20 protein-coding genes and 1 other annotated feature are annotated in these 18,757 nt (G+C 46.6%); of the genes, 7 read left to right on the top strand and 13 right to left on the bottom strand.

Going from position 1 to position 18,757, the window contains the following annotated elements:
* From GZN30_RS04000 to pspA, 4 genes are all read right to left on the bottom strand, one after another.
* On the bottom strand, positions 1 to 1,032 hold the full coding sequence (locus GZN30_RS04000; RefSeq protein ID WP_075649950.1) for an efflux RND transporter periplasmic adaptor subunit: 1,032 nt from the start codon (positions 1,030 to 1,032) through the stop codon (positions 1 to 3).
* A gap of 161 nt (positions 1,033 to 1,193) precedes the next feature.
* Positions 1,194 to 1,610: an envelope stress response membrane protein PspC gene (gene pspC, locus GZN30_RS03995; protein WP_171972064.1), complete on the bottom strand. Its 417-nt coding sequence runs from the start codon at positions 1,608 to 1,610 to the stop codon at positions 1,194 to 1,196.
* A complete protein-coding gene (gene pspB / locus GZN30_RS03990; protein ID WP_075649952.1) occupies positions 1,573 to 1,806 on the bottom strand; it encodes an envelope stress response membrane protein PspB in 234 nt (77 codons plus the stop codon). Before pspB ends, pspC begins: the two co-directional genes overlap by 38 nt.
* Positions 1,807 to 1,884: 78 nt before the next feature.
* Positions 1,885 to 2,553, bottom strand: coding sequence for a phage shock protein PspA (gene pspA / locus GZN30_RS03985; RefSeq protein WP_075649953.1), 669 nt, complete (start codon positions 2,551 to 2,553; stop codon positions 1,885 to 1,887).
* Positions 2,554 to 2,736: 183 nt separating this feature from the next.
* Here pspA and pspF point away from each other — a divergent pair, with 183 nt between their 5' ends.
* From pspF to GZN30_RS03950, 7 genes are all read left to right on the top strand, one after another.
* Positions 2,737 to 3,720 (top strand): phage shock protein operon transcriptional activator, encoded by a 984-nt coding sequence (gene pspF, locus GZN30_RS03980; RefSeq protein WP_075649954.1) that lies wholly within the window; start codon positions 2,737 to 2,739, stop codon positions 3,718 to 3,720.
* 120 nt (positions 3,721 to 3,840) lie between these two features.
* Positions 3,841 to 5,457 carry an ABC transporter substrate-binding protein gene (locus tag GZN30_RS03975; protein WP_075649955.1) on the top strand — a complete coding sequence of 539 codons (1,617 nt, stop codon included), beginning with the start codon at positions 3,841 to 3,843 and terminating at the stop codon, positions 5,455 to 5,457.
* Complete coding sequence (locus tag GZN30_RS03970; RefSeq protein ID WP_075649956.1) at positions 5,458 to 6,420, top strand: ABC transporter permease; 963 nt, start codon at positions 5,458 to 5,460, stop codon at positions 6,418 to 6,420.
* Positions 6,407 to 7,294: a putrescine export ABC transporter permease SapC gene (gene sapC, locus GZN30_RS03965; RefSeq protein ID WP_075649997.1), complete on the top strand. Its 888-nt coding sequence runs from the start codon at positions 6,407 to 6,409 to the stop codon at positions 7,292 to 7,294. Before GZN30_RS03970 ends, sapC begins: the two co-directional genes overlap by 14 nt.
* Positions 7,294 to 8,289, top strand: coding sequence for a peptide ABC transporter ATP-binding protein (locus tag GZN30_RS03960; protein WP_075649957.1), 996 nt, complete (start codon positions 7,294 to 7,296; stop codon positions 8,287 to 8,289). The genes sapC and GZN30_RS03960 overlap by 1 nt, the downstream gene beginning before the upstream one ends.
* A complete protein-coding gene (locus tag GZN30_RS03955) occupies positions 8,286 to 9,071 on the top strand; it encodes a peptide ABC transporter ATP-binding protein (protein ID WP_075649958.1) in 786 nt (261 codons plus the stop codon). The genes GZN30_RS03960 and GZN30_RS03955 overlap by 4 nt, the downstream gene beginning before the upstream one ends.
* Positions 9,072 to 9,109: 38 nt before the next feature.
* Positions 9,110 to 9,856, top strand: a complete 747-nt coding sequence (locus tag GZN30_RS03950) for a DUF2927 domain-containing protein (RefSeq protein ID WP_075649959.1) — start codon at positions 9,110 to 9,112, stop codon at positions 9,854 to 9,856.
* A 79-nt stretch (positions 9,857 to 9,935) separates the two neighbouring features.
* Here GZN30_RS03950 and GZN30_RS03945 read toward each other — a convergent pair whose 3' ends face one another.
* From GZN30_RS03945 to hisG, 9 genes are all read right to left on the bottom strand, one after another.
* Positions 9,936 to 10,841, bottom strand: coding sequence for a manganese-dependent inorganic pyrophosphatase (locus tag GZN30_RS03945; RefSeq protein ID WP_075649960.1), 906 nt, complete (start codon positions 10,839 to 10,841; stop codon positions 9,936 to 9,938).
* 296 nt (positions 10,842 to 11,137) lie between these two features.
* Complete coding sequence (gene hisIE / locus GZN30_RS03940; protein WP_075649961.1) at positions 11,138 to 11,773, bottom strand: bifunctional phosphoribosyl-AMP cyclohydrolase/phosphoribosyl-ATP diphosphatase HisIE; 636 nt, start codon at positions 11,771 to 11,773, stop codon at positions 11,138 to 11,140.
* Positions 11,770 to 12,558, bottom strand: coding sequence for an imidazole glycerol phosphate synthase subunit HisF (gene hisF / locus GZN30_RS03935; RefSeq protein ID WP_075649962.1), 789 nt, complete (start codon positions 12,556 to 12,558; stop codon positions 11,770 to 11,772). Before hisF ends, hisIE begins: the two co-directional genes overlap by 4 nt.
* Positions 12,540 to 13,277, bottom strand: coding sequence for a 1-(5-phosphoribosyl)-5-[(5-phosphoribosylamino)methylideneamino]imidazole-4-carboxamide isomerase (gene hisA, locus GZN30_RS03930; RefSeq protein WP_075649963.1), 738 nt, complete (start codon positions 13,275 to 13,277; stop codon positions 12,540 to 12,542). Before hisA ends, hisF begins: the two co-directional genes overlap by 19 nt.
* 12 nt (positions 13,278 to 13,289) lie before the next feature.
* Positions 13,290 to 13,904: an imidazole glycerol phosphate synthase subunit HisH gene (gene hisH / locus GZN30_RS03925; protein WP_075649964.1), complete on the bottom strand. Its 615-nt coding sequence runs from the start codon at positions 13,902 to 13,904 to the stop codon at positions 13,290 to 13,292.
* Positions 13,905 to 13,912: 8 nt separating this feature from the next.
* Positions 13,913 to 14,986, bottom strand: coding sequence for a bifunctional histidinol-phosphatase/imidazoleglycerol-phosphate dehydratase HisB (gene hisB / locus GZN30_RS03920; protein WP_075649965.1), 1,074 nt, complete (start codon positions 14,984 to 14,986; stop codon positions 13,913 to 13,915).
* Positions 14,987 to 15,073: 87 nt separating this feature from the next.
* Positions 15,074 to 16,114, bottom strand: coding sequence for a histidinol-phosphate transaminase (hisC, locus tag GZN30_RS03915; RefSeq protein ID WP_075649966.1), 1,041 nt, complete (start codon positions 16,112 to 16,114; stop codon positions 15,074 to 15,076).
* Positions 16,114 to 17,415 carry a histidinol dehydrogenase gene (hisD, locus tag GZN30_RS03910; protein ID WP_075649967.1) on the bottom strand — a complete coding sequence of 434 codons (1,302 nt, stop codon included), beginning with the start codon at positions 17,413 to 17,415 and terminating at the stop codon, positions 16,114 to 16,116. The genes hisC and hisD overlap by 1 nt, the downstream gene beginning before the upstream one ends.
* 5 nt (positions 17,416 to 17,420) lie before the next feature.
* Positions 17,421 to 18,317 carry an ATP phosphoribosyltransferase gene (gene hisG, locus GZN30_RS03905; protein WP_075649968.1) on the bottom strand — a complete coding sequence of 299 codons (897 nt, stop codon included), beginning with the start codon at positions 18,315 to 18,317 and terminating at the stop codon, positions 17,421 to 17,423.
* Between the two features lie 49 nt (positions 18,318 to 18,366).
* Positions 18,367 to 18,502 (bottom strand) — a sequence feature (His leader region).
* Positions 18,503 to 18,757 lie beyond the last annotated feature (255 nt).

The following is an 18,757-nucleotide window of genomic DNA, read 5'->3' as shown; positions in this document are numbered from 1 at the left end:
TTACAATCCTCGCTCTTTAATCCATTCGCGCACTTTGATGCCGCTGTCGATGCCACTCACCCCAGAAATCACGATTTGGTCACCATCATTGAGCCCTGAGACTACTTGTTGACGTTCGTTTAACTCAATCGCCGCTTTCTCGACAATACCCTCTTGATTCACTCGCCAAACACACGTTTTGCCGTTCTCTTCAAACAGTGCAGAGGTCGGGATACTGGTTGCGGTCGAACTTGCGGCGACAACTCTAATCGAGCCAGCCATGCCGGGTAAAATACCGGTATCTTGTGGACGCTCCATAACCATGGTCACTTTATACGAACCCGTTTTAGGGTCCGCTTCGGTATCAATTTCTTGGAAAGTCAGCGGGTACTCATTGCCAGGAAAGGCATCAAACGACATATACGCCTCAGGATTGGCGCCGGTTGAAAAACGATTTAACAGATGATCAGGAAGTTGGAAAAACACCTTCATTAAGACGTTCGTCTGGATGTTCATCACCCCTTGCTTCGCCTCAATATATTCATGATTCTCGGCAGGAATCAGTGAGATTGTGCCATCGTAAGGGGCAACTAATTGGGTATAACGCAAGTTTGCATTGGCTTGATCCAACGTCGCTTTTGCTGAGTTTCGATTGGCTTTTGCTTGGTCAAAATCTTGCTCAGATACAACTTTGTCACGGCGCAACTTCTTATTGCGTTGATACTGGACATCGGCGAGTTGATATTGAGCCTGTGCTTGCTGCGCCAGCAGTTCATATTGATCGGGGTTAAGAGTCGCTAACACTTGCCCTTTCATAACCGGCTGCCCGGCGACCACATCAATAGTTTGCAATAATCCGGGGACACGAAACGCAAGAACCGCTCGATCGCCCGCTTCGGTGGTAGCTGGAAAACGACGTTCAAAAGCAGAATTCCCTACGGTGACAGAGAAAAGTTTGGCGGGTCGTGAGTCAGGTTCGGGGACAGGAGGAAGCTCTTTACCACAGCCTAACAGCATTAGAGCTATAGTAAAAATCAGTAAAATCTTGGGCATAATCAATCATCCATTTGCTTAGCGGGCTTGTTAGCCTTTACCAAAAGATAGATGACCGAACTCTACTCTGCCACTTTGAGTGGTTATATTCGTTAAGGAAATGAATAGCTTGAGAGGTCATGCAACCTCTCAAGTTTTAGATGTGGAATTGAGTATTGGCGTTACAACTTGCTAAACTCACGATTCACTTTAAACGTATCTGAAGTGACATAAGCCTCCATACGGCGCACTTTACCTTCAAGCTGCGCGAAGTCTTTGTCTAAGGTATCCAGTAGTTGCTCTGGTGATTGCCCTGCTTGCCACGGTTTATTTTTTAGTTTGTGCTCTTGTTTGGCTCGTAAACTTTCTACATAGTTTGCCGGCTGTTTCTCCAGCATCAACGTCAAAGCGATATAGGCCAGCAATACTAGGAATGAGCCACCAAGCAGTGCTGCCGAAATCACTAAGATACGCACCACCCAAACTTCTGCACCAATATAGTTAGCAAGACCCGCACAAACACCACTTAACTTACCATTGATCGTATCGCGATACAGTTCTTTACTCATAGTTGCGCCTCCAATTCGGCGACTCCGCATCCAAGATTCGCTCTAACGTATCGACACGCTTTTGCATTGACTCAGCACGCTCTGAAAGCTGCTCCAAACGCTGAAAATCTTCTTGCGATAATCCACTGCTGGTTTTGCGCTTACTGCGGTAGTGAAGAATCAACCATAATGGAGCCACAAAAATCAGGAAAACGATCAGTGGTCCTGCAATCCAAAACGAAGACATAAGTAACTCCTAAATTCATCGACACAAGGCAGGTAGGTCTACCTGCCTATTTTGTTGGTATAAGCTGAGCAGTAACAACTATTTCTTTTCTTCCATTTGTTGCTTTAGCTTTGCTAGCTCTTGCTCAATCTCATCTTGCGCTTGTAGCTCAGCAAACTCTTGATCAAGCGACTTACCTTGACCTGTTTTCGCATACAGATCTGCTTCCGCTTCAAGCTCATCAATCTTACGCGAATATTGGTCAAATTTCGCCATCGCTTCGCTTGTACGAGCTGTGTGCAGATGACGCTGAACATCGCGACGATTTGAGGCAGTTTGGCTACGAATCGCTAACGCTTGCTGTTTAGCACGCGTTTCAGTGATTTTGCTCTCTAGCTTACCAATTTCACCAGTTAACTTATTAATCGTCTCTTCAACTAGCGTTTGCTCAGTGTGAAGACCTTTTAACACATCTTGCAACTTCTGCTTTTCAATCAAAGCAGCACGCGCCAAATCTTCACGCTCTTTAGTCAGCGCTAACGTTGCTTTTTGTTGCCATTCAGACACTTGGTCTTCAATCGCTTCAACTTTACGCGCCAACTCTTTTTTATCTGCAATGGCTTTTGCAGAGTTAGTACGTACTTCCACCAGCGTGTCTTCCATCTCTTGAATAATCAAGCGGATCATTTTTTCTGGATCTTCAGCTTTATCCAGCAAAGCACTGATGTTTGAATTTACGATATCGGCGAAACGAGAAAAAATACCCATGGACGACTCCTTTACATTTATCATTTCGAGTTAAGACATATGTGTATAATCAAACTCCGTGCCAAGTTTATAATTATTTATATTTCAACAACTTAATAAATAACACTCAAATGACCCCTTGTATACATGACAAATTTAACCAACTATAGGTGAAATTTACCAACTCTATGAGCGCAGCTGACTATGAAACAAAACTTGATAGGCGAGTCCCCGGCCTTTCTCTCGGTCTTAGACAAAGTTTCTAAGCTGGCGAATATCGAACGACCTATACTTATCATAGGTGAGCGAGGGACCGGTAAAGAGTTGATTGCACAGCGCCTCCACTATCTGTCGAAACGATGGGATCAGCCACTCATATCACTCAACTGCTCAGCATTAAGTGAAGGCTTGATTGACTCAGAACTGTTTGGTCACGAATCAGGGTCATTTACTGGCTCTAAAGGTCGACATAAAGGTCGATTCGAGCGCGCTGAAAATGGCACGTTGTTTTTGGATGAACTCGCGACCGCACCGTTAATGGTGCAAGAGAAGTTATTACGCGTGATTGAATATGGTCAGTACGAACGAGTTGGTGGACACGATATGCTCAACAGCAACGTTCGCTTAGTCTGCGCCACCAATGCGGATTTACCAGCAATGGCAGAACAAGGACTATTTCGTGCAGACCTTCTCGACCGCTTAGCCTTTGATGTGATTCATCTGCCGCCGCTACGAGAGAGAAAAGAAGACATTTTGCTTTTGGCGGAATACTACGCGATAAAAATGTGTCGTGAGTTATCACTCGATTATTTTGTCGGTTTTACTGCCGAAGCACAGCAAAAATTATTAGAGTATTCATGGCCGGGTAACGTGCGAGAACTCAAGAATGTCGTAGAGCGCGCAGTATATCAAAACGGCAATTCGGACTTTGCGATTGATGAGTTGGTGTTTAATCCTTTTGCACGAGAAACACCAAACACGGACGATAATCAAAAAGAAGCCGACGATATCAGCAGTTTTTCCTTTCCACTCGACTACAAGGAGTGGCAGGAACAGCAAGACAGACAACTACTGCGAGCTGCGCTCGAAGAAAGTAAGTTTAATCAGCGTAAAGCTGCCGATTTGTTAGGTCTAAGTTATCATCAACTACGTGGTATGGTTAGAAAGTATGAGCTAACTGGTAAATAACCAGTACAGGTGGCTACTTAGGTGTACACAAGTAAGCTGTTTTATCAAAACAATTAGTAGTCATTGCAATGACCGTTAGGCATAATTAACGGTTCCTTTGCGCTATAAACGCTAGATCTTATGAGAGCAATCATACAATTGACAATCAGTTTCTTCGCCGCTGGCCTATTGGCTGGGTGTGGTGAAGAAATCAGTCACGAGAAAGCACGCCAAACTGGGTTCGTATTTTGTGGTCAAGCAGGACCAGCAACCTTTAACCCGCAGTTGGTGGATAGCGGTATTACTTCTGAAACACTCAGTTCTCAGTTATTTGATACGCTTTTGACGCTAGATAGCAAAACTTACCAACCTAAGCCAAGTATTGCGGAAAGCTGGCAGGTGAATGAAGCAGGCACGGAATATCAGTTCACGTTAAAACCGAATGTCGCTTTTCAAACCACCGATTGGTTCACACCAACACGCCCACTAAACGCAGATGATGTGGTGTTTAGCTTCCGTCGCATTATCGATCCTAACCACCCTTTTCATCATGTTGGCAGCGGCTACCCTTGGTTTAATGGTATCGACTTTCAAAACCTTTTGCTGGACGTGGTTAAGTTAGATGACTATCGAGTTAAATTTATTCTCGCTAAGCCTGACAATACATTCTTGTCTAATATCGCCACCAGCCATGCCGTCATTCACTCGAAAGAGTATGCCGACCAACTGCTGATGAGCGATGAATTGAGCTTCTTAGATAGCAAGCCGGTCGGTACGGGTCCTTTCTACTTAGATGACTACCAAGTCAACGATCTTGTTCGTTTAAAACGTCACGATAATTATTGGGCTGGTAAAGCGAAGATGAAGCAAGTGGTGTTTGATATCTCCCACCGTGGCACCGGCACACTGGCAAAATTACTGCGCAACGAATGTGATGTATTGACCTCTCCACGCTCTAGCCAAATTCCGACTATCGAAGCGCATGAACAGTTAACACTCACAGCCAAGCCAGCAATGAACATCTCATACATTGCGGTGAATACTGAGCATCCAGCACTAAGTGATGTACGAGTAAGACGTGCGCTAAACCACGCAATCAATCGTCAAAATATCCTCGATTCGGTTTATTACGGCACAGGTAGCCAAGCCTTCTCAGTTCTGCCACAAAACTCTTGGGCCTATAATGGCGACAGTATCCAAGTACGTTATGATCGCAACTATGCGATTGCGCTATTACGTGATGCGGGTTATGCCGATGGACTGACACTGAATATGCTCGTACCGCTTGAGCCTCGCTCTTATAATCCTAGCCCGAGAAAAACCGCGGAACTGATCCAAGCCAATATGGCAGATATCGGTATTACGCTTAATCTGTTAACCGATGACCGATTTAGCGGGGTGGCGAACGAAAATAGTGATAAAATCGATCTGTACTTAACGGGATGGATTGCGGACACTGGTGACCCAGATAACTTCCTAAGACCATTACTCTCGTGTAATGCAGAGCTTGCTGGTCCAAATATCTCTAGCTGGTGTAATCCGGACTTCGACTTCCTACTAGATTTAGCTTTGGAAGTGGAAACGCCTCGTTATCGCATTAACTTATATAAACAAGCGCAGAACATTCTCAATTCTGAGTTCCCGGTGATACCACTGAACCACGGAATGCAGTTCCAAGCGCATGATAGTTCGTTAGTAGGTTTTAAAATGAGCCCATTCAATGCTCAGCCATTCGACCAAGTAGAGAGGATTCGCTAGATGTTTCTCTACACAATTCGACGACTGAACTTATTTATTATTACGTTACTGATCTTAACCATTGTCGGTTACAGCTTATTACGTCTCGACCCAAGCTCACATTGGGCAATGCAAAGCTTCTGGGGCGGTTGGACCAGCTATATTGGCGAGCTCACCCACCTCAATTTTGGTGTTAACAAAGCCGGCGTACCGATTATTGATGAGCTAGAAACGGTGTTCCCAGCCACTCTAGAGCTAGGGTTAATTGCCTTTATAATCTCATTGATCATCGGCATCCCTGTCGGCACTATCGCGGGTATGAAGCAAGGAAAATGGGTTGATACCATTATCTCGTTTACCTCGATGTCTGGCTACTCAGCGCCAATCTTTTGGGTGGCACTATTAATGATCATGGTGTTCTCACTCCATTATCAAATGTTCCCTGTTGCCGGACGTTACGATCTGCTTTATCAAATTGATCACATTACTGGTTTCGCGCTAATTGATGCATTTTTAACTGAAGGACCACAACGTGCTCATGCGCTACAAAGCGTGATCAACCACCTGATCTTGCCGTGTTTTGTTCTCGCTCTGGCACCGACAACACAAGTTATCGGCTTAATGCGAGCATCGGTTTCTGAAGTGATGAGTAAAAACTATATTCGCGCGGCACGCATCAAAGGTCTATCTACGCGAGAAATCGTTATGCAGCACGTACTGCGTAATGCCATTCCGCCAATCATCCCGAAAATCGGGGTACAGCTCTCTAGTATGTTGACCTTAACGATTGTCACAGAATCCATTTTCAACTGGCCAGGCATCGGACGTTGGTTGTTAGACGCCCTCGCCAACCAAGATTACGTGGCGATTCAAGCTGGCGTAATCGTTGTGGCAACATTGGTACTTACTGCCAATATTCTTTCAGATTTGATTGGCGCGATGATCAACCCATTGGTAAGGAAAGAGTGGTATGCTAACCGATAACGTCTATCAAGAAGAGCGCATCCCTACTCAGTTTGAGCGCTTTTGGCGTAGTTTCCGCGCCAATAGCTTAGCCATGTTTGGTTTGTGGTGCCTGATCATTATTGCGCTTCTCACCATTATCGCCCCATGGATCACACCGCACGACCCACAAGTACAAAGTGGTGAACTGCTCTTACCTCCTTCTTGGAGCCCTGCGGGCACGGTTGAGTATTTTCTTGGCACCGATGATTTAGGGCGGGATATCTTGTCGCGCCTGATCATTGGTTCGCAACCAACGTTTGGTGCAGCGGTACTGATTACCGTTATCGCTGCGGCAATAGGCAGTGCTATCGGCACTCTAGCGGGCATGACCAAAGGCTTAATATCAAGTACGTTAAACCACCTACTTGATACCGTAATGTCTATCCCGTCGCTGCTGCTTGCGATTATCTTCGTTGCCTTTCTCGGCTTTGGTGAATTCAATGTGTTACTGGCGATCTGTATCGCATTGATCCCGAGATTTATTCGCTCGATCTATATCGCTGTCCATACTGAAATCGAGAAAGACTACATTATGGCCGCCCGCCTAGATGGTGCGAATAACTTCTATCTCCTGTGGAACTCGATCCTACCTAACGTATTAGTGGTGTTTGCCACCGAATTTACTTTGGCGCTTTCTATTGCCATTTTAGATATTACTGCGTTGGGTTTCCTTGGTTTAGGCGCTCAAGCCCCAAGTGCTGAATGGGGTGCGATTTTGGGTGATTCAGTAGAGCTGATTTATCTCGCTCCGTGGACAGTAACACTACCGGGATTGGCCATCATGTTTACTGTCGTGGTTGTAAACTTAGTGGGTGAAGGCGTGCGCCAAGCTCTAAATGCAGGGGTAGAATAATGCCGTTGTTAGATATTCGACACCTGACGATTGAAATCGAAACGCCACAAGGTCGCGTGAAAGCCGTTGACCGTATGAGTATGACACTCAATGAAGGTGAAATTCGTGGTTTAGTGGGTGAGTCTGGCTCAGGCAAAAGCTTGGTCGCGAAAGCGATTGTCGGCGTTTGTAAAGACAACTGGACTATCACTGCGGACCGTATGCGCCTTGGCAACATTGACCTACTTCAGCTCACCCCTCGTGAGCGACGCCGCGTAATCGCGCGTGATATCGCGATGATATTTCAAGAACCGTCTACCTGTCTCGACCCTTCAGAAGAGGTGGGAAAACAATTAATTGAGTCCATTCCTTCACGCTCTTTTGACGGGAAATGGTGGCAGCGTTTTCAATGGCGTCGCAAACAAGCGATCGCCCTGCTGCATAAAGTCGGCATCAAAAATCACCGCCAGATCATGAGTAGTTATCCGTATGAATTGACCGATGGTGAGTGTCAAAAGGTCATGATTGCGATGGCAATTGCCGCCAAGCCAAAATTGCTGATCGCCGATGAACCGACCAACGATCTGGATCCAATCACTCAATCACAAATTTTGCGTCTGCTAAGTCGCATGAACCAAATCAACAATACCAGTATCTTGTTGATCGGTCATGACCTGACAACCATTACCCAGTGGGCAAATCGCATCACCGTAATGTACTGTGGGCAATCGGTAGAGTCGGCGGATACAGATAAAATCCTCGAGAAACCAAAACATCCTTATACAGCAGCACTGCTTAAAGCGATGCCAGATTTCTCAGAGTGGATTCCACATAAGCAAAAATTACAATCGCTTCCGGGCTCGATACCGCCATTGCAACATTTGCCGATTGGCTGTCGCCTTGGTCCTCGTTGCCCTTATGCTCAGCGTCAGTGCGTAGAAATTCCGATGCCAAAACGAATTAAAAACCACAAATACGCTTGCCACTTCCCACTCAACACGGAGAAGAAAGGATGAGTGCATTATTAGAAGTCACCGACCTGTCCAAGGTTTTCATCAGTCGCCCGGGGCTATTTCGTAAGAAAGAGCACGTTGCGGTGCAGCCTGTCAGCTTCAGTTTAGAAGCGGGACAAACTATTGGTTTTATTGGTCAAAATGGCTCGGGAAAATCGACACTTGCACGCATGCTGGCTGGCATGGTTGAGCCGACGTCGGGAGAGATCCGAGTCAACGGCGATTTGCTGGAACACAAAGATTATTCGACTCGCTGTAAGCTCATTCGCATGATCTTCCAAGATCCCAACACCTCACTGAATCCAAAAATTCAGATTGGTAATATCTTAGAAGGTCCATTGAAGCGTAATACCAACATGCCGCCAGAGGCGCGAGTAAAACGTGTAAAAGACACGCTATTGCGCGTCGGCTTGTTACCAGAGCATGCGTACTTCTATCCACAGATGCTCGCAACAGGTCAAAAGCAGCGTGTATGTTTGGCTCGGGCACTGATTCTGCAGCCGTCGATCATCGTCGCGGATGAAGCGTTGAACGGTCTCGACATGGCAATGCGCTCACAGATCATCAATCTATTTCTTGAGCTGCAAGAAGAGATGGGCGTGTCATTTGTTTACGTATCGCAACATATCGGCACGGTTAAACATATCACCGATAAAATTATGGTGATGCATGAAGGCGAAGTGGTTGAAGCTGGCGATACACACACTGTATTGAGTAACCCGCAAAGCACTATCACTCAGCGTTTGGTGGATAGCCACTTTAATAAGGCGCCAAATTTCAGATAAGGATGTGAATTGTGGCAAGGATCGCCTCACTTCTCCTAATGCTACTCTGTTCGAGTTCTGTCCACGCAACTGGACAAACTTGGCTCGATATCAGTTTTGTGCGCGCTGCTTTCCTTGATGTGGCGCTGAAAAATGAATACTCGTCGGGCGATAAACCCCTAGTGAAGTGGCAGCAGCCAATCAAGGTTTGGGTGAAACATAAAGTGGGCGATCAAGATCTGCATGATGAATTGGTCGACGCCCACCTTCAACATCTTCAGCTAGTCACTAACCATCCCATCTATCGCGTTGCAACTCGCGAGCAAGCCAATGTGGTATGGATATTTACCCGCGAGTCACTGTGGCATCAGGATATCAGCCAAGAAATGGGCAAAGATGCACTGCAGCATATTCGCGGCGCCATTTGTAAAGCCAGTTATCGCACCTCAGTACAAAACAAAGAGATTGTTAAGGCGACGATTATCATCCCTGTCGATCAAAGCCGTGCACATGGTAAGTTGCTCGCTTGCATTGTGGAGGAGATCACCCAAGTGATGGGGCTACCGAATGATTCACAACTCGCCTACCCTTCTATCTTTAATGACTACACGCCGGATGATCTTTTATCACCGCTCGATGTGGTATTACTCAAACTCCTTTACGAACCATCGCTCAAAAGTGGCATGACCAAATCGCAGGTCACAAAGCAGCTTGATTTTTTACTGCCACAGTATCAACGCAGTGGTCTGCTAAAGGATGCAGTCAATATTTCACGCTCTGCACCACTACGAAAAATGCTGGAGTAAATTGCTAAAGTAAATTGATATAAAAAAACCCATCCGAAGATGGGTTTCAAAATCATTCTGTGCTCAGTTAACCAATGGATTAAGCAAGCTCAGTTTGTAGCCATGGCCAGCCTTGCTTCTTACGGCTTAGCGTGTTTTCCATCATTAGCATGCCGTCTTGTTCATGCTTAACTAGCTTCTCAGCCCACTCACCTTTGTAAAGTAGACGAGTTTGCGCTGTTGTGATGTCTGTTAGCATCACAGCTGCGAATGCTAGACCTTCTTCAGCGCAACGGCGCTCTAGGTCAGCTTCAAGTGCATCGATCATGCCGTCAACTTGCTCTAGAGTTGCAAGCTCAACTTGACCTACTACTACGTCACGACCGTTGAATGGGTAACCTTTAAGGTCTTTCTCAACAAGTTCAGCCGCAGATAGACCTTCGATGTCTGTCTTAGCGATCAGTAGATCTTTGATGAAAGCGTCAACATCTTGTACATCAGCAATTGCTGCTAGTTCAGCAACCGCATCTTTATCTTTTTGCGTACAAGTTGGAGAAGCAAAACCTACAGTGTCAGAAAGGATTGCTGACATCATAAGCTTAGCGATTTGAGGAGTGATTGCGTGACCTTCAATCTTGAACATGTTGAATAGTACAGTGTTTGTACAACCTACAGGCCAGATCCAAGCTTCCATTGGGTTCACTGTCATCACGTCACCTAGACGGTGGTGGTCAACGATACCTAGGATTTCTGCTTCAGCCACATCGTCTGGTGCTTGTGCTAGATCTGAGTAGTCAACTAACCAGATTTGCTCGCCAGCAACAGAAGTACGTAGAACTGGAGTTTCAGCGCCAGCTACTTCTAGAATGTGTTGAGTTTCGCGGTTGATCTCGCCTTGGCGAATTGGCATTGCTTCAACGCCACGTGCTTTAAGTAGCTCAGTTGCTACGATTGCACTACAGATACTATCACTATCAGGGTTCTTGTGACCTACAACTAGAATCATTGCTCTTCCTATTTAAGTCTTACCACTTGCCTAAATTATGTTTTTACCACGTAAACGCGGTTTTCTAGGCAATTACTTACGAAAGCCGATACTTTACCTGATTTTTGCAATTTGTCATCGGTAAATTAATCGGAACGCTTCGCTTACGGACGACGGATTACGGATTACGGATTCGGGAAGACGGATTACGGAACGCTCAACTTTGTTGAGCTACGGATGCAAGGATCGAGAAAGGAGAAAATAATAAAGGGTTGCCTTATTTCAGCAACCCTTGAGTGGTTTTAGTCAACAAGTGGTTATTTGTGGCGCTCTTTAAGCTTGTTGATCACATCATTGAACGACAAGCCTTGGTCTTGAAGCAGAACAAACAAGTGGTAGATGAGATCAGCAGATTCACAGACTAATTCCGCCTTGTCACCCGACGTTGCCGCAAGCGCGACTTCAACGCCCTCTTCGCCCACTTTCTGCGAAATACGTTTGGTGCCACGGGCATAGAGACTAGCGGTGTAGGATGACTCGGGATCGGCATCTTTACGAGCAGCCAAGAGCTGTTCAAGTTGATGAAGCCAAACCAATTGCGACTCTTCTTGCTTATCGCCATCCCAACAGGTTGTGGTACCCGTGTGGCAAGTCGGACCGATTGGATTGACTTTAACCAATAAGGTGTCGTTGTCACAATCAAGCGCTGCATTAACTAAGTTCAATACATTGCCCGAGGTTTCTCCTTTGGTCCAAAGACGCTGCTTGGTACGGGAATAAAAGGTCACATGCCCTGTTTCGCCGGTTTTTGCCAACGCATCTTGGTTCATGTAACCCATCATTAATACTTGGCTTGACTGGAAATCTTGCACAATTACAGGCAACAAACCATCCACTTTATCCCAGTCAATACGCTCGCTTAGTGCCGCGATATCGCTCACTTGAAAACTCATAACTTCACCTCAACTGGTCGTGCTACTACGCCTTGTGCTAGTAGGTACTGCTTTAATTCGCCAATATTAATCACTTGTTTGTGGAACACCGATGCCGCCAGTGCGCCATCAACGTTCGCTTTATGGAAAGCTTCCGCAAAGTGCTCCATCGCGCCAGCGCCGCCCGATGCAATCAGTGGTACCTTACACACTTCACGCACCATATTAAGCTGCTCAATATCGTAACCGTTACGCACGCCATCTTGGTTCATCATGTTGAGGACAATTTCACCCGCGCCACGCTTTTGCACTTCTTGTACCCAATCACGGGTTTGCCATTGGGTTGCTTTGGTGCGCGCTTCATCACCCGTGAATTGATACACCTGATATTTGCCCGTCTCTTTGTCGTAGTAAGAGTCGATGCCCACAACGATGCACTGCACGCCAAATTTATCGGCGAGTTCAGTGATAAGCTCAGGGTTTGCCAGTGCTGGCGAGTTGATTGACACTTTATCCGCGCCAAATTCTAAAATACGCGCCGCATCTTCTGCCGATTTAATACCACCGGCAACACAGAAAGGAATATCAATCACTTCCGCTACGCGTTTCACCCAGCTTTTGTCAACCACGCGACCGTCACTTGATGCGGTAATATCGTAAAACACCAACTCATCTGCGCCTTCTTCTGCGTAACGCTTTGCTAGCGGAACAATATCGCCGATGATTTCATGGTTGCGAAACTGAACGCCTTTTACTACCTGTCCATCCCGCACATCGAGACACGGAATTATTCGCTTTGCCAACATGCAAATGCCTCCTCTGCGGTAAACTTGCCATCCAGTAGAGCGCGACCAACAATGACACCTGCCACGCCAGTGCCTTTCAGCGCTTCAATATCAGCTAAGCTGCCGATACCGCCAGAAGATTGAAACTGCACTTGTGGGTACTGCTTACAAAGGTCGACATAAAGCTCAACGTTAGAGCCTGCGAGCGTGCCATCACGCGATATATCGGTGCAGAGCACATGCTTTAGACCAACCGTTAAGTAGTCATTGATCAGCGCTTCAATGGTGACGCCGGAGTCTTCTTGCCAACCTGAAATCGCCACTTTGCGTGTACCGTCAGCATCGATATTGATATCCAGTGCCAAGACAATTTTCTCCGCACCATATTTCTCCATCCAACCTTTCACTAGCTCTGGCTGCTTAACGGCAGTTGAGCCAACAACGACACGTTGTGCGCCCGCTTCTAGCAAGTCGACCACATCTTGCTCGCTGCGCACACCGCCGCCTATTTGAATGTTGGCAGGCGTACTGGCGAGTAGCTTAGCGATAAGATCAAGCTGACGAGCGGTGGTGTCTTTCGCACCCGTTAAATCAACTAAGTGCAACCAATTGGCGCCCGCTTGGTGGTAGAGGTTGAACTGCTCAGCCGGATCAACCTTGTATTCTGTTACTTGACCGTAGTCACCTTGGTAAAGGCGAACTACTTGTCCTTCAATTAAATCTAACGCTGGAATGATCACGTGTAGGTCCCTCTACAAATTTAAGAAATTCTCGATAAGTTTTGAGCCTGCGCTGCTTGAACGCTCAGGGTGAAATTGCACCCCATAATAGTTACCACTTTGCACCGCGGCGCTGAACGGCTGACCATAATCACATTCCGCAATAGTGTAGCCACCAACAGGCATGGCAAAGCTATGCACAAAGTAGAAATACTCGCCTTCTTCAATGCCTTTAAATAACGGATGTTCCGGTAGAGATTTGACGGTATTCCAGCCCATGTGTGGTAATGGCAGTTCACCGGTTTGCATCAGCTTTACTTCACCGTCACACAAACCTAAACACTCAACTTGCGCGTCCGCTTTCTGACCTTTCTCTTGGGAAAATTTGCCTAAAAGTTGCATACCAAGACAGATGCCAAGGAGCGGCTTTTCTACCTGCTTTACCAAACTAATCAGATTGCGCTCTTCGAGGTTTTTCATTGCCTCACTCGCCGTGCCTACGCCGGGTAGAAACAGCTTATCAGCAGCCAAAACCACTTGAGGATCTTTGGAAATTTCAACTTGGCAGCCCAAGCGTTCAATGGCAAATCGAACCGAGGAGACATTGGCACAACCGGTATCAATAATGACGACTTTCTGTTGTTTCATAATGCCTCCTACAATACGCCTTTGCTGCTTGGTAGTTCTGTACCTTCCACTTTGATGGCTTGGCGCAATGTACGACCAAAAGCTTTAAATAAGCTTTCGATGATGTGGTGATCATTATCACCAGACGACGATAAGTGCAGCGTACAAGCGAGAGTATCGGTTAATGAGCGGAAGAAATGCACCACCATTTCAGTCGAAAGGTCACCTACCTGCTCGCGGCTAAACTCGGCGTCAAACTTAAGGTACGGGCGACCTGATAAGTCAAGTGCACACTGCGCCAAACACTCATCCATTGGTAAGCTAAAACCAAATCGACCGATGCCGCGTTTGTCACCGAGTGCATCTTTAAGCGCTTGCCCAAGTGCCAGTGCGGTATCTTCGATTGTGTGGTGATCATCGATATGCAAATCACCTTCCACTTGGCAAATCATCTGGAAACCACCGTGGGTGGCAATCTGATCCAGCATGTGGTCGAAGAAGCCTAAGCCTGTTGAAATCTGGTTGCCACCTTGCTCATCAAGATTAACGCGCACTCTAATATCGGTTTCTTTAGTGGTGCGAATCACTTCCGCGATACGTGCGTTAACCGTCAAATCTTTGAGGATTTGCTGCCAACCCATGGTTTCTGGATGATATTGAATGCCACGAATCGCCATGTTCTCTGCCAATTGCAGATCCGTTGCGCGATCGCCAATCACCACTGAATGCTGGAAGTCAACCTTGCCACTTTGGAGATACTCTTTCACCATGCCAAGCTTTGGCTTACGACATGAGCAGTTGTCCTCTTCAAAGTGCGGGCAGATCAAAACATCGTCGAACTTCACGCCTTGTGAGGAAAAGATCTCCATCATCATGTCATGTGGGGCGTCAAAATCGGCTTGTGGGTAGCTGTCGGTGCCTAAACCATCTTGGTTCGTCACCATCACTAGGCGGTAACCTGCATTTTGCAGTGCAAGTAAGCTTGGAATAACGAAAGGTTCAAGTTTTAGCTTATCGAGGCGATCAACTTGGAAGTCGATTGGTGGCTCAACGATCAACGTGCCGTCACGGTCGATAAACAAGATTTTTTGCTGCTTGCTCACTGGAATATCCTTATCAATTTAGCGCCCTCGCCCTCAAGCCAGAGCGCACTATCTTATTTGTGGTGTCTCTAATTTGACAGCCCGTTACTAAGCGTAGAAATTACGAATAAAACCTAAGGTCTTTTCACATTCGTCGCGATTACCGACACTAATACGCACGCAATTTTCAATCGGCGAGTTACGCAAAATAATGCCGCTGTCCCAAGCCGCTTTAAATAGCGCATCGCCATCAGGGAATTTCACCAGTAGGTAGTTACCCCAACCATCGAACACTTGCACATCGGCAATCATCGATAAGCCGACTTGTAGATAAGCGCGGTTAGCGTTGAGGTCTAAAACTTGGAACTTCGCGCGTGCCAGTCCGGCTTCAGACAGCGCTTGAATCGCAATATCCGCCACTGGCACTGGCACTGGGTAAGGCGCGATCACCTTATTAAGCACACCAATTAGCTCTTCATTCGCAAGCGTAAATCCGCAGCGCAGCCCCGCAAGCGCAAACGCTTTTGATAAGGTGCGCAGAATCGCTAAGTTTGAATATTGCGCGAGCAAATCGACCGTTGAAGCTTCAGGGCAAAAATCAATATACGCTTCATCCATCACCACAATCGCGCGGTCTTTGGTCATCTCTAGTAAGCTGATAATGTCTTCACGCTTAACTAAATTGCCGGTTGGGTTATTTGGGCTACAAACAAACACCAATTTCACCGCATCTAAGTTGGCTTCTATGCTCGCTAAATCAAGTTGCCAATCCGCTGTTAGCGGAACAGTCTTGCGCTCCACCCCGATAGTCTCAGCACTGATGGCATACATACCATAAGTCGGTGGACAAAATAGAATCGCATCTTCACCCGGCTCGCAGAATGCGCGAATTAAAAGTTCAATACCTTCATCCGCACCACGTGAAGTTAAGGTTTGCTCTGGCTTCACGCCCGCATAGGCAGCGTAAGCTTCAATTAAGGCTTTAGGCTGACACTCACTGTAGCGATTTAAACGAGTAAAATCGGTCTTATATTCATTGTCGAACGGAGATTCATTCGCGTTGAGCCACACGTCGCCACTGCCGCCGATACGACGCGCAGAAAGATAAGGTGTTAACTGCTGAACCTGTTTACGTGCTAACTTTTCCATTACGCTTCTCCTCGTTGAAGCAACTTCTCTACGCGAATTGTAACAGCTCGCTTGTGCGCGTCTAAGCCTTCTGCTTCTGCCATCGTCACGACCGTTGGCGCGAGTGTTTGTAAACCTTCGGCTGATAGTTCCTGAACCGTCATACGCTTAGAGAAATCCGCCAAGCCAAGGCTCGAATAGGTGCGGGTATAACCATAAGTTGGCAGCACGTGGTTAGTACCAGAGGCGTAATCACCCGCGGATTCTGGCGACCAATCCCCTAAGAAAATCGAGCCCGCATTATCCAATAAAGGCAAAAGCTCACGTGGGCTCTTAGTCTGTACAATCAAGTGTTCAGGACCGTAGTAATTCGAGATAGAAACCGCTTGAGTCAGCGATTCAGAAATAATGATCAAACTCGAAGCCAGGGCTTTTTCGGCAATGTCGGCGCGAGTTAGCTCTTTGAGCTGACGCTGCACTGCATCCGATACTTGATCCGCAATCACTGGTGAAGGAGTGACTAGCACCACTTGTGAATCCGGACCGTGCTCTGCTTGGCTTAGCAAATCTGCGGCGATAAAGTCGGCATCAGCGCTTTCATCTGCAATCACTAACACTTCTGAAGGTCCGGCTGGCATATCAATCGCCGCACCGCGAAAATCGTTACTCACTTGTCGCTTAGCTTCTGTGACATAGGCATTACCCGGACCAAAGATCTTATCAACTTTCGCGACAGTTTCAGTACCGTATGCCATCGCCGCCACCGCTTGACCGCCGCCTACATTGTAAACTTCATCAATATTGCACAGCTTGGCGACATAAAGAATTTCATCAGCAATCGGCGGTGGTGAACACAATACCACTTTCTGACAACCCGCGATTTGCGCGGGTACACCAAGCATCAATACCGTTGACGGCAGCGGTGCACTACCACCGGGAATATACAGCCCCACTTTTTGAATCGGGCGAGTGACTTGCTCACACAACACGCCCGGCTGTGTTTCAACTTTAATTGGCTGTGGCTTTTGCGCCTTGTGAAACTTAGCGATATTGGCATACGCTTGCTCGAGCGCTTGCTTCATTTGCTCAGTCAGTCGCGCTGAAGCGGCATCAATTTCCGCTTTAGAGACGCGAATGGATTCTGGCTTTACGCGATCAAACTTTTCCGTTAATTCAACTAACGCTGCATCACCTTGCTGGCGAACTTGCGCAATCACTTCAGCAACCGCAGCGGTAATATTCGCCCCTTCAGCTATCGCTGGACGCTCTAATACCGCATCTTGCTGGGTTTCACTTAATGATTGCCAAACAACAGTTCTCATGACAATTACTCCATCATTTTTTCAATTGGCAATACTAGAATTGAACTCGCACCCAACTCTTTGAGTTGTTCCATGGTTTCCCAGAACAGATTTTCGGTACTAACTAGGTGAACGGCGACTTTTTGTTTTTCCGCAGAAAGCGGCAGTACAGTTGGGTCTTCTGCTCCCGGCAGCAGCGCTTTGATTTGATCCAAGCGGTCTACTGGAGCGTGCAGCATAATGTATTTCGATTCTTTGGCTTGTTGTACGCCTTGCATACGAGTCAGGAGTTTGTCGATAAGCTCTTGTTTCTCAGCATCAAACTCGCCTAAGCGCTGAATAAGCGTCGCTTTCGAGCGGAAAATAACTTCAGCTTCTTTTAAACCATTGGCTTCGAGCGTTGCGCCCGTTGAAACCAAGTCAGCGATTGCATCCGATAAGCCTGCGCGTGGCGCTACTTCAACCGAGCCGGTCAGCATACAGGTGGAGAAAGGGATACCCTCTTTGTCCATATACGCCTTTAGCAGTTGCGGATAAGTGGTGGCGATACGTTTACCAGCAAGGTCTTGCGGACCTTTGTACTCTTGATCTTTATTAATCGCGATAGACAAACGGCAGCCACCAAAATCAAGACGACGCAGCTGAACAAACTCACAAGGTTCACCCAGGGCTTTACGATCGAGACGAACTTCTTCTAATTCGTTTTCACCGATAAAGCCAAGATCTACCACGCCATCCATAATCAAACCTGGAATGTCGTCATCACGAACCAATAGCAAGTCAATTGGCATATTGAGTGAGTGAACAACCAAACGCTCACCCATAATGTTAAATTTTACGCCGCACTTTTTAAGCAATAGTTGGCTCTCTTTGCTTAGGCGACCTTTTTTTTGAATAGCGATTCTTAGGCGTTGTGTTTGCATTGCGTTATCCCTGTGCAAGTAATACTTAGATATTTTATAAAGCCGTAAAACTGAAAAACCCTCGGAAGATCTTTGTCTCCCGAGGGTTAATTCTTAAAATCTCTGACTTAAGCCTCCGGGAGTATCCTGTCCCCCGGGTACGCGTACATCTCCCGAAAGACTACATTGGGTGATGGTGATGATGAATATTCATGACAAAATTACGCATACTTATTTAAGCTCTTCATTTCTGCTTGGTTGATAACCACACTAACCAAGCTGTTAACTTTTTTCAACCATTAATTTAAGTTTTTTTCATCTTATAACAATATCCAGTCCATTGCGGCGTATTGATTGAACTTGGCTATATGTTGTTTGCTTTGGTTAGCTTTTCCCTTTCGCCTAAATCACTTTTCAACGGGCACAAAAAAAGGAAGCCGAAGCTTCCTTTCTATCATTGT

The sequence above is a fragment of the Vibrio ponticus genome, from assembly GCF_009938225.1.
In the GTDB taxonomy this organism is placed as follows: Bacteria; Pseudomonadota; Gammaproteobacteria; order Enterobacterales; family Vibrionaceae; genus Vibrio; species Vibrio ponticus.
This window is presented reverse-complemented; position numbering and strand designations above follow the sequence as displayed.

What these genes read in the sequence shown, in the direction of transcription:
- GZN30_RS04000 (WP_075649950.1), bottom strand. Translation starts at nt 1,032, where the DNA reads ATGCCCAAGATTTTACTGATTTTTACTATAGCTCTAATGCTGTTAGGC.
- pspC (WP_171972064.1), bottom strand. Translation starts at nt 1,610, where the DNA reads ATGCGGAGTCGCCGAATTGGAGGCGCAACTATGAGTAAAGAACTGTAT.
- pspB (WP_075649952.1), bottom strand. Translation starts at nt 1,806, where the DNA reads ATGTCTTCGTTTTGGATTGCAGGACCACTGATCGTTTTCCTGATTTTT.
- pspA (WP_075649953.1), bottom strand. Translation starts at nt 2,553, where the DNA reads ATGGGTATTTTTTCTCGTTTCGCCGATATCGTAAATTCAAACATCAGT.
- pspF (WP_075649954.1), top strand. Translation starts at nt 2,737, where the DNA reads ATGAAACAAAACTTGATAGGCGAGTCCCCGGCCTTTCTCTCGGTCTTA.
- GZN30_RS03975 (WP_075649955.1), top strand. Translation starts at nt 3,841, where the DNA reads ATGAGAGCAATCATACAATTGACAATCAGTTTCTTCGCCGCTGGCCTA.
- GZN30_RS03970 (WP_075649956.1), top strand. Translation starts at nt 5,458, where the DNA reads ATGTTTCTCTACACAATTCGACGACTGAACTTATTTATTATTACGTTA.
- sapC (WP_075649997.1), top strand. Translation starts at nt 6,407, where the DNA reads ATGCTAACCGATAACGTCTATCAAGAAGAGCGCATCCCTACTCAGTTT.
- GZN30_RS03960 (WP_075649957.1), top strand. Translation starts at nt 7,294, where the DNA reads ATGCCGTTGTTAGATATTCGACACCTGACGATTGAAATCGAAACGCCA.
- GZN30_RS03955 (WP_075649958.1), top strand. Translation starts at nt 8,286, where the DNA reads ATGAGTGCATTATTAGAAGTCACCGACCTGTCCAAGGTTTTCATCAGT.
- GZN30_RS03950 (WP_075649959.1), top strand. Translation starts at nt 9,110, where the DNA reads ATGCTACTCTGTTCGAGTTCTGTCCACGCAACTGGACAAACTTGGCTC.
- GZN30_RS03945 (WP_075649960.1), bottom strand. Translation starts at nt 10,841, where the DNA reads ATGATTCTAGTTGTAGGTCACAAGAACCCTGATAGTGATAGTATCTGT.
- hisIE (WP_075649961.1), bottom strand. Translation starts at nt 11,773, where the DNA reads ATGAGTTTTCAAGTGAGCGATATCGCGGCACTAAGCGAGCGTATTGAC.
- hisF (WP_075649962.1), bottom strand. Translation starts at nt 12,558, where the DNA reads ATGTTGGCAAAGCGAATAATTCCGTGTCTCGATGTGCGGGATGGACAG.
- hisH (WP_075649964.1), bottom strand. Translation starts at nt 13,904, where the DNA reads ATGAAACAACAGAAAGTCGTCATTATTGATACCGGTTGTGCCAATGTC.
- hisC (WP_075649966.1), bottom strand. Translation starts at nt 16,114, where the DNA reads ATGGAAAAGTTAGCACGTAAACAGGTTCAGCAGTTAACACCTTATCTT.
- hisD (WP_075649967.1), bottom strand. Translation starts at nt 17,415, where the DNA reads ATGAGAACTGTTGTTTGGCAATCATTAAGTGAAACCCAGCAAGATGCG.
- hisG (WP_075649968.1), bottom strand. Translation starts at nt 18,317, where the DNA reads ATGCAAACACAACGCCTAAGAATCGCTATTCAAAAAAAAGGTCGCCTA.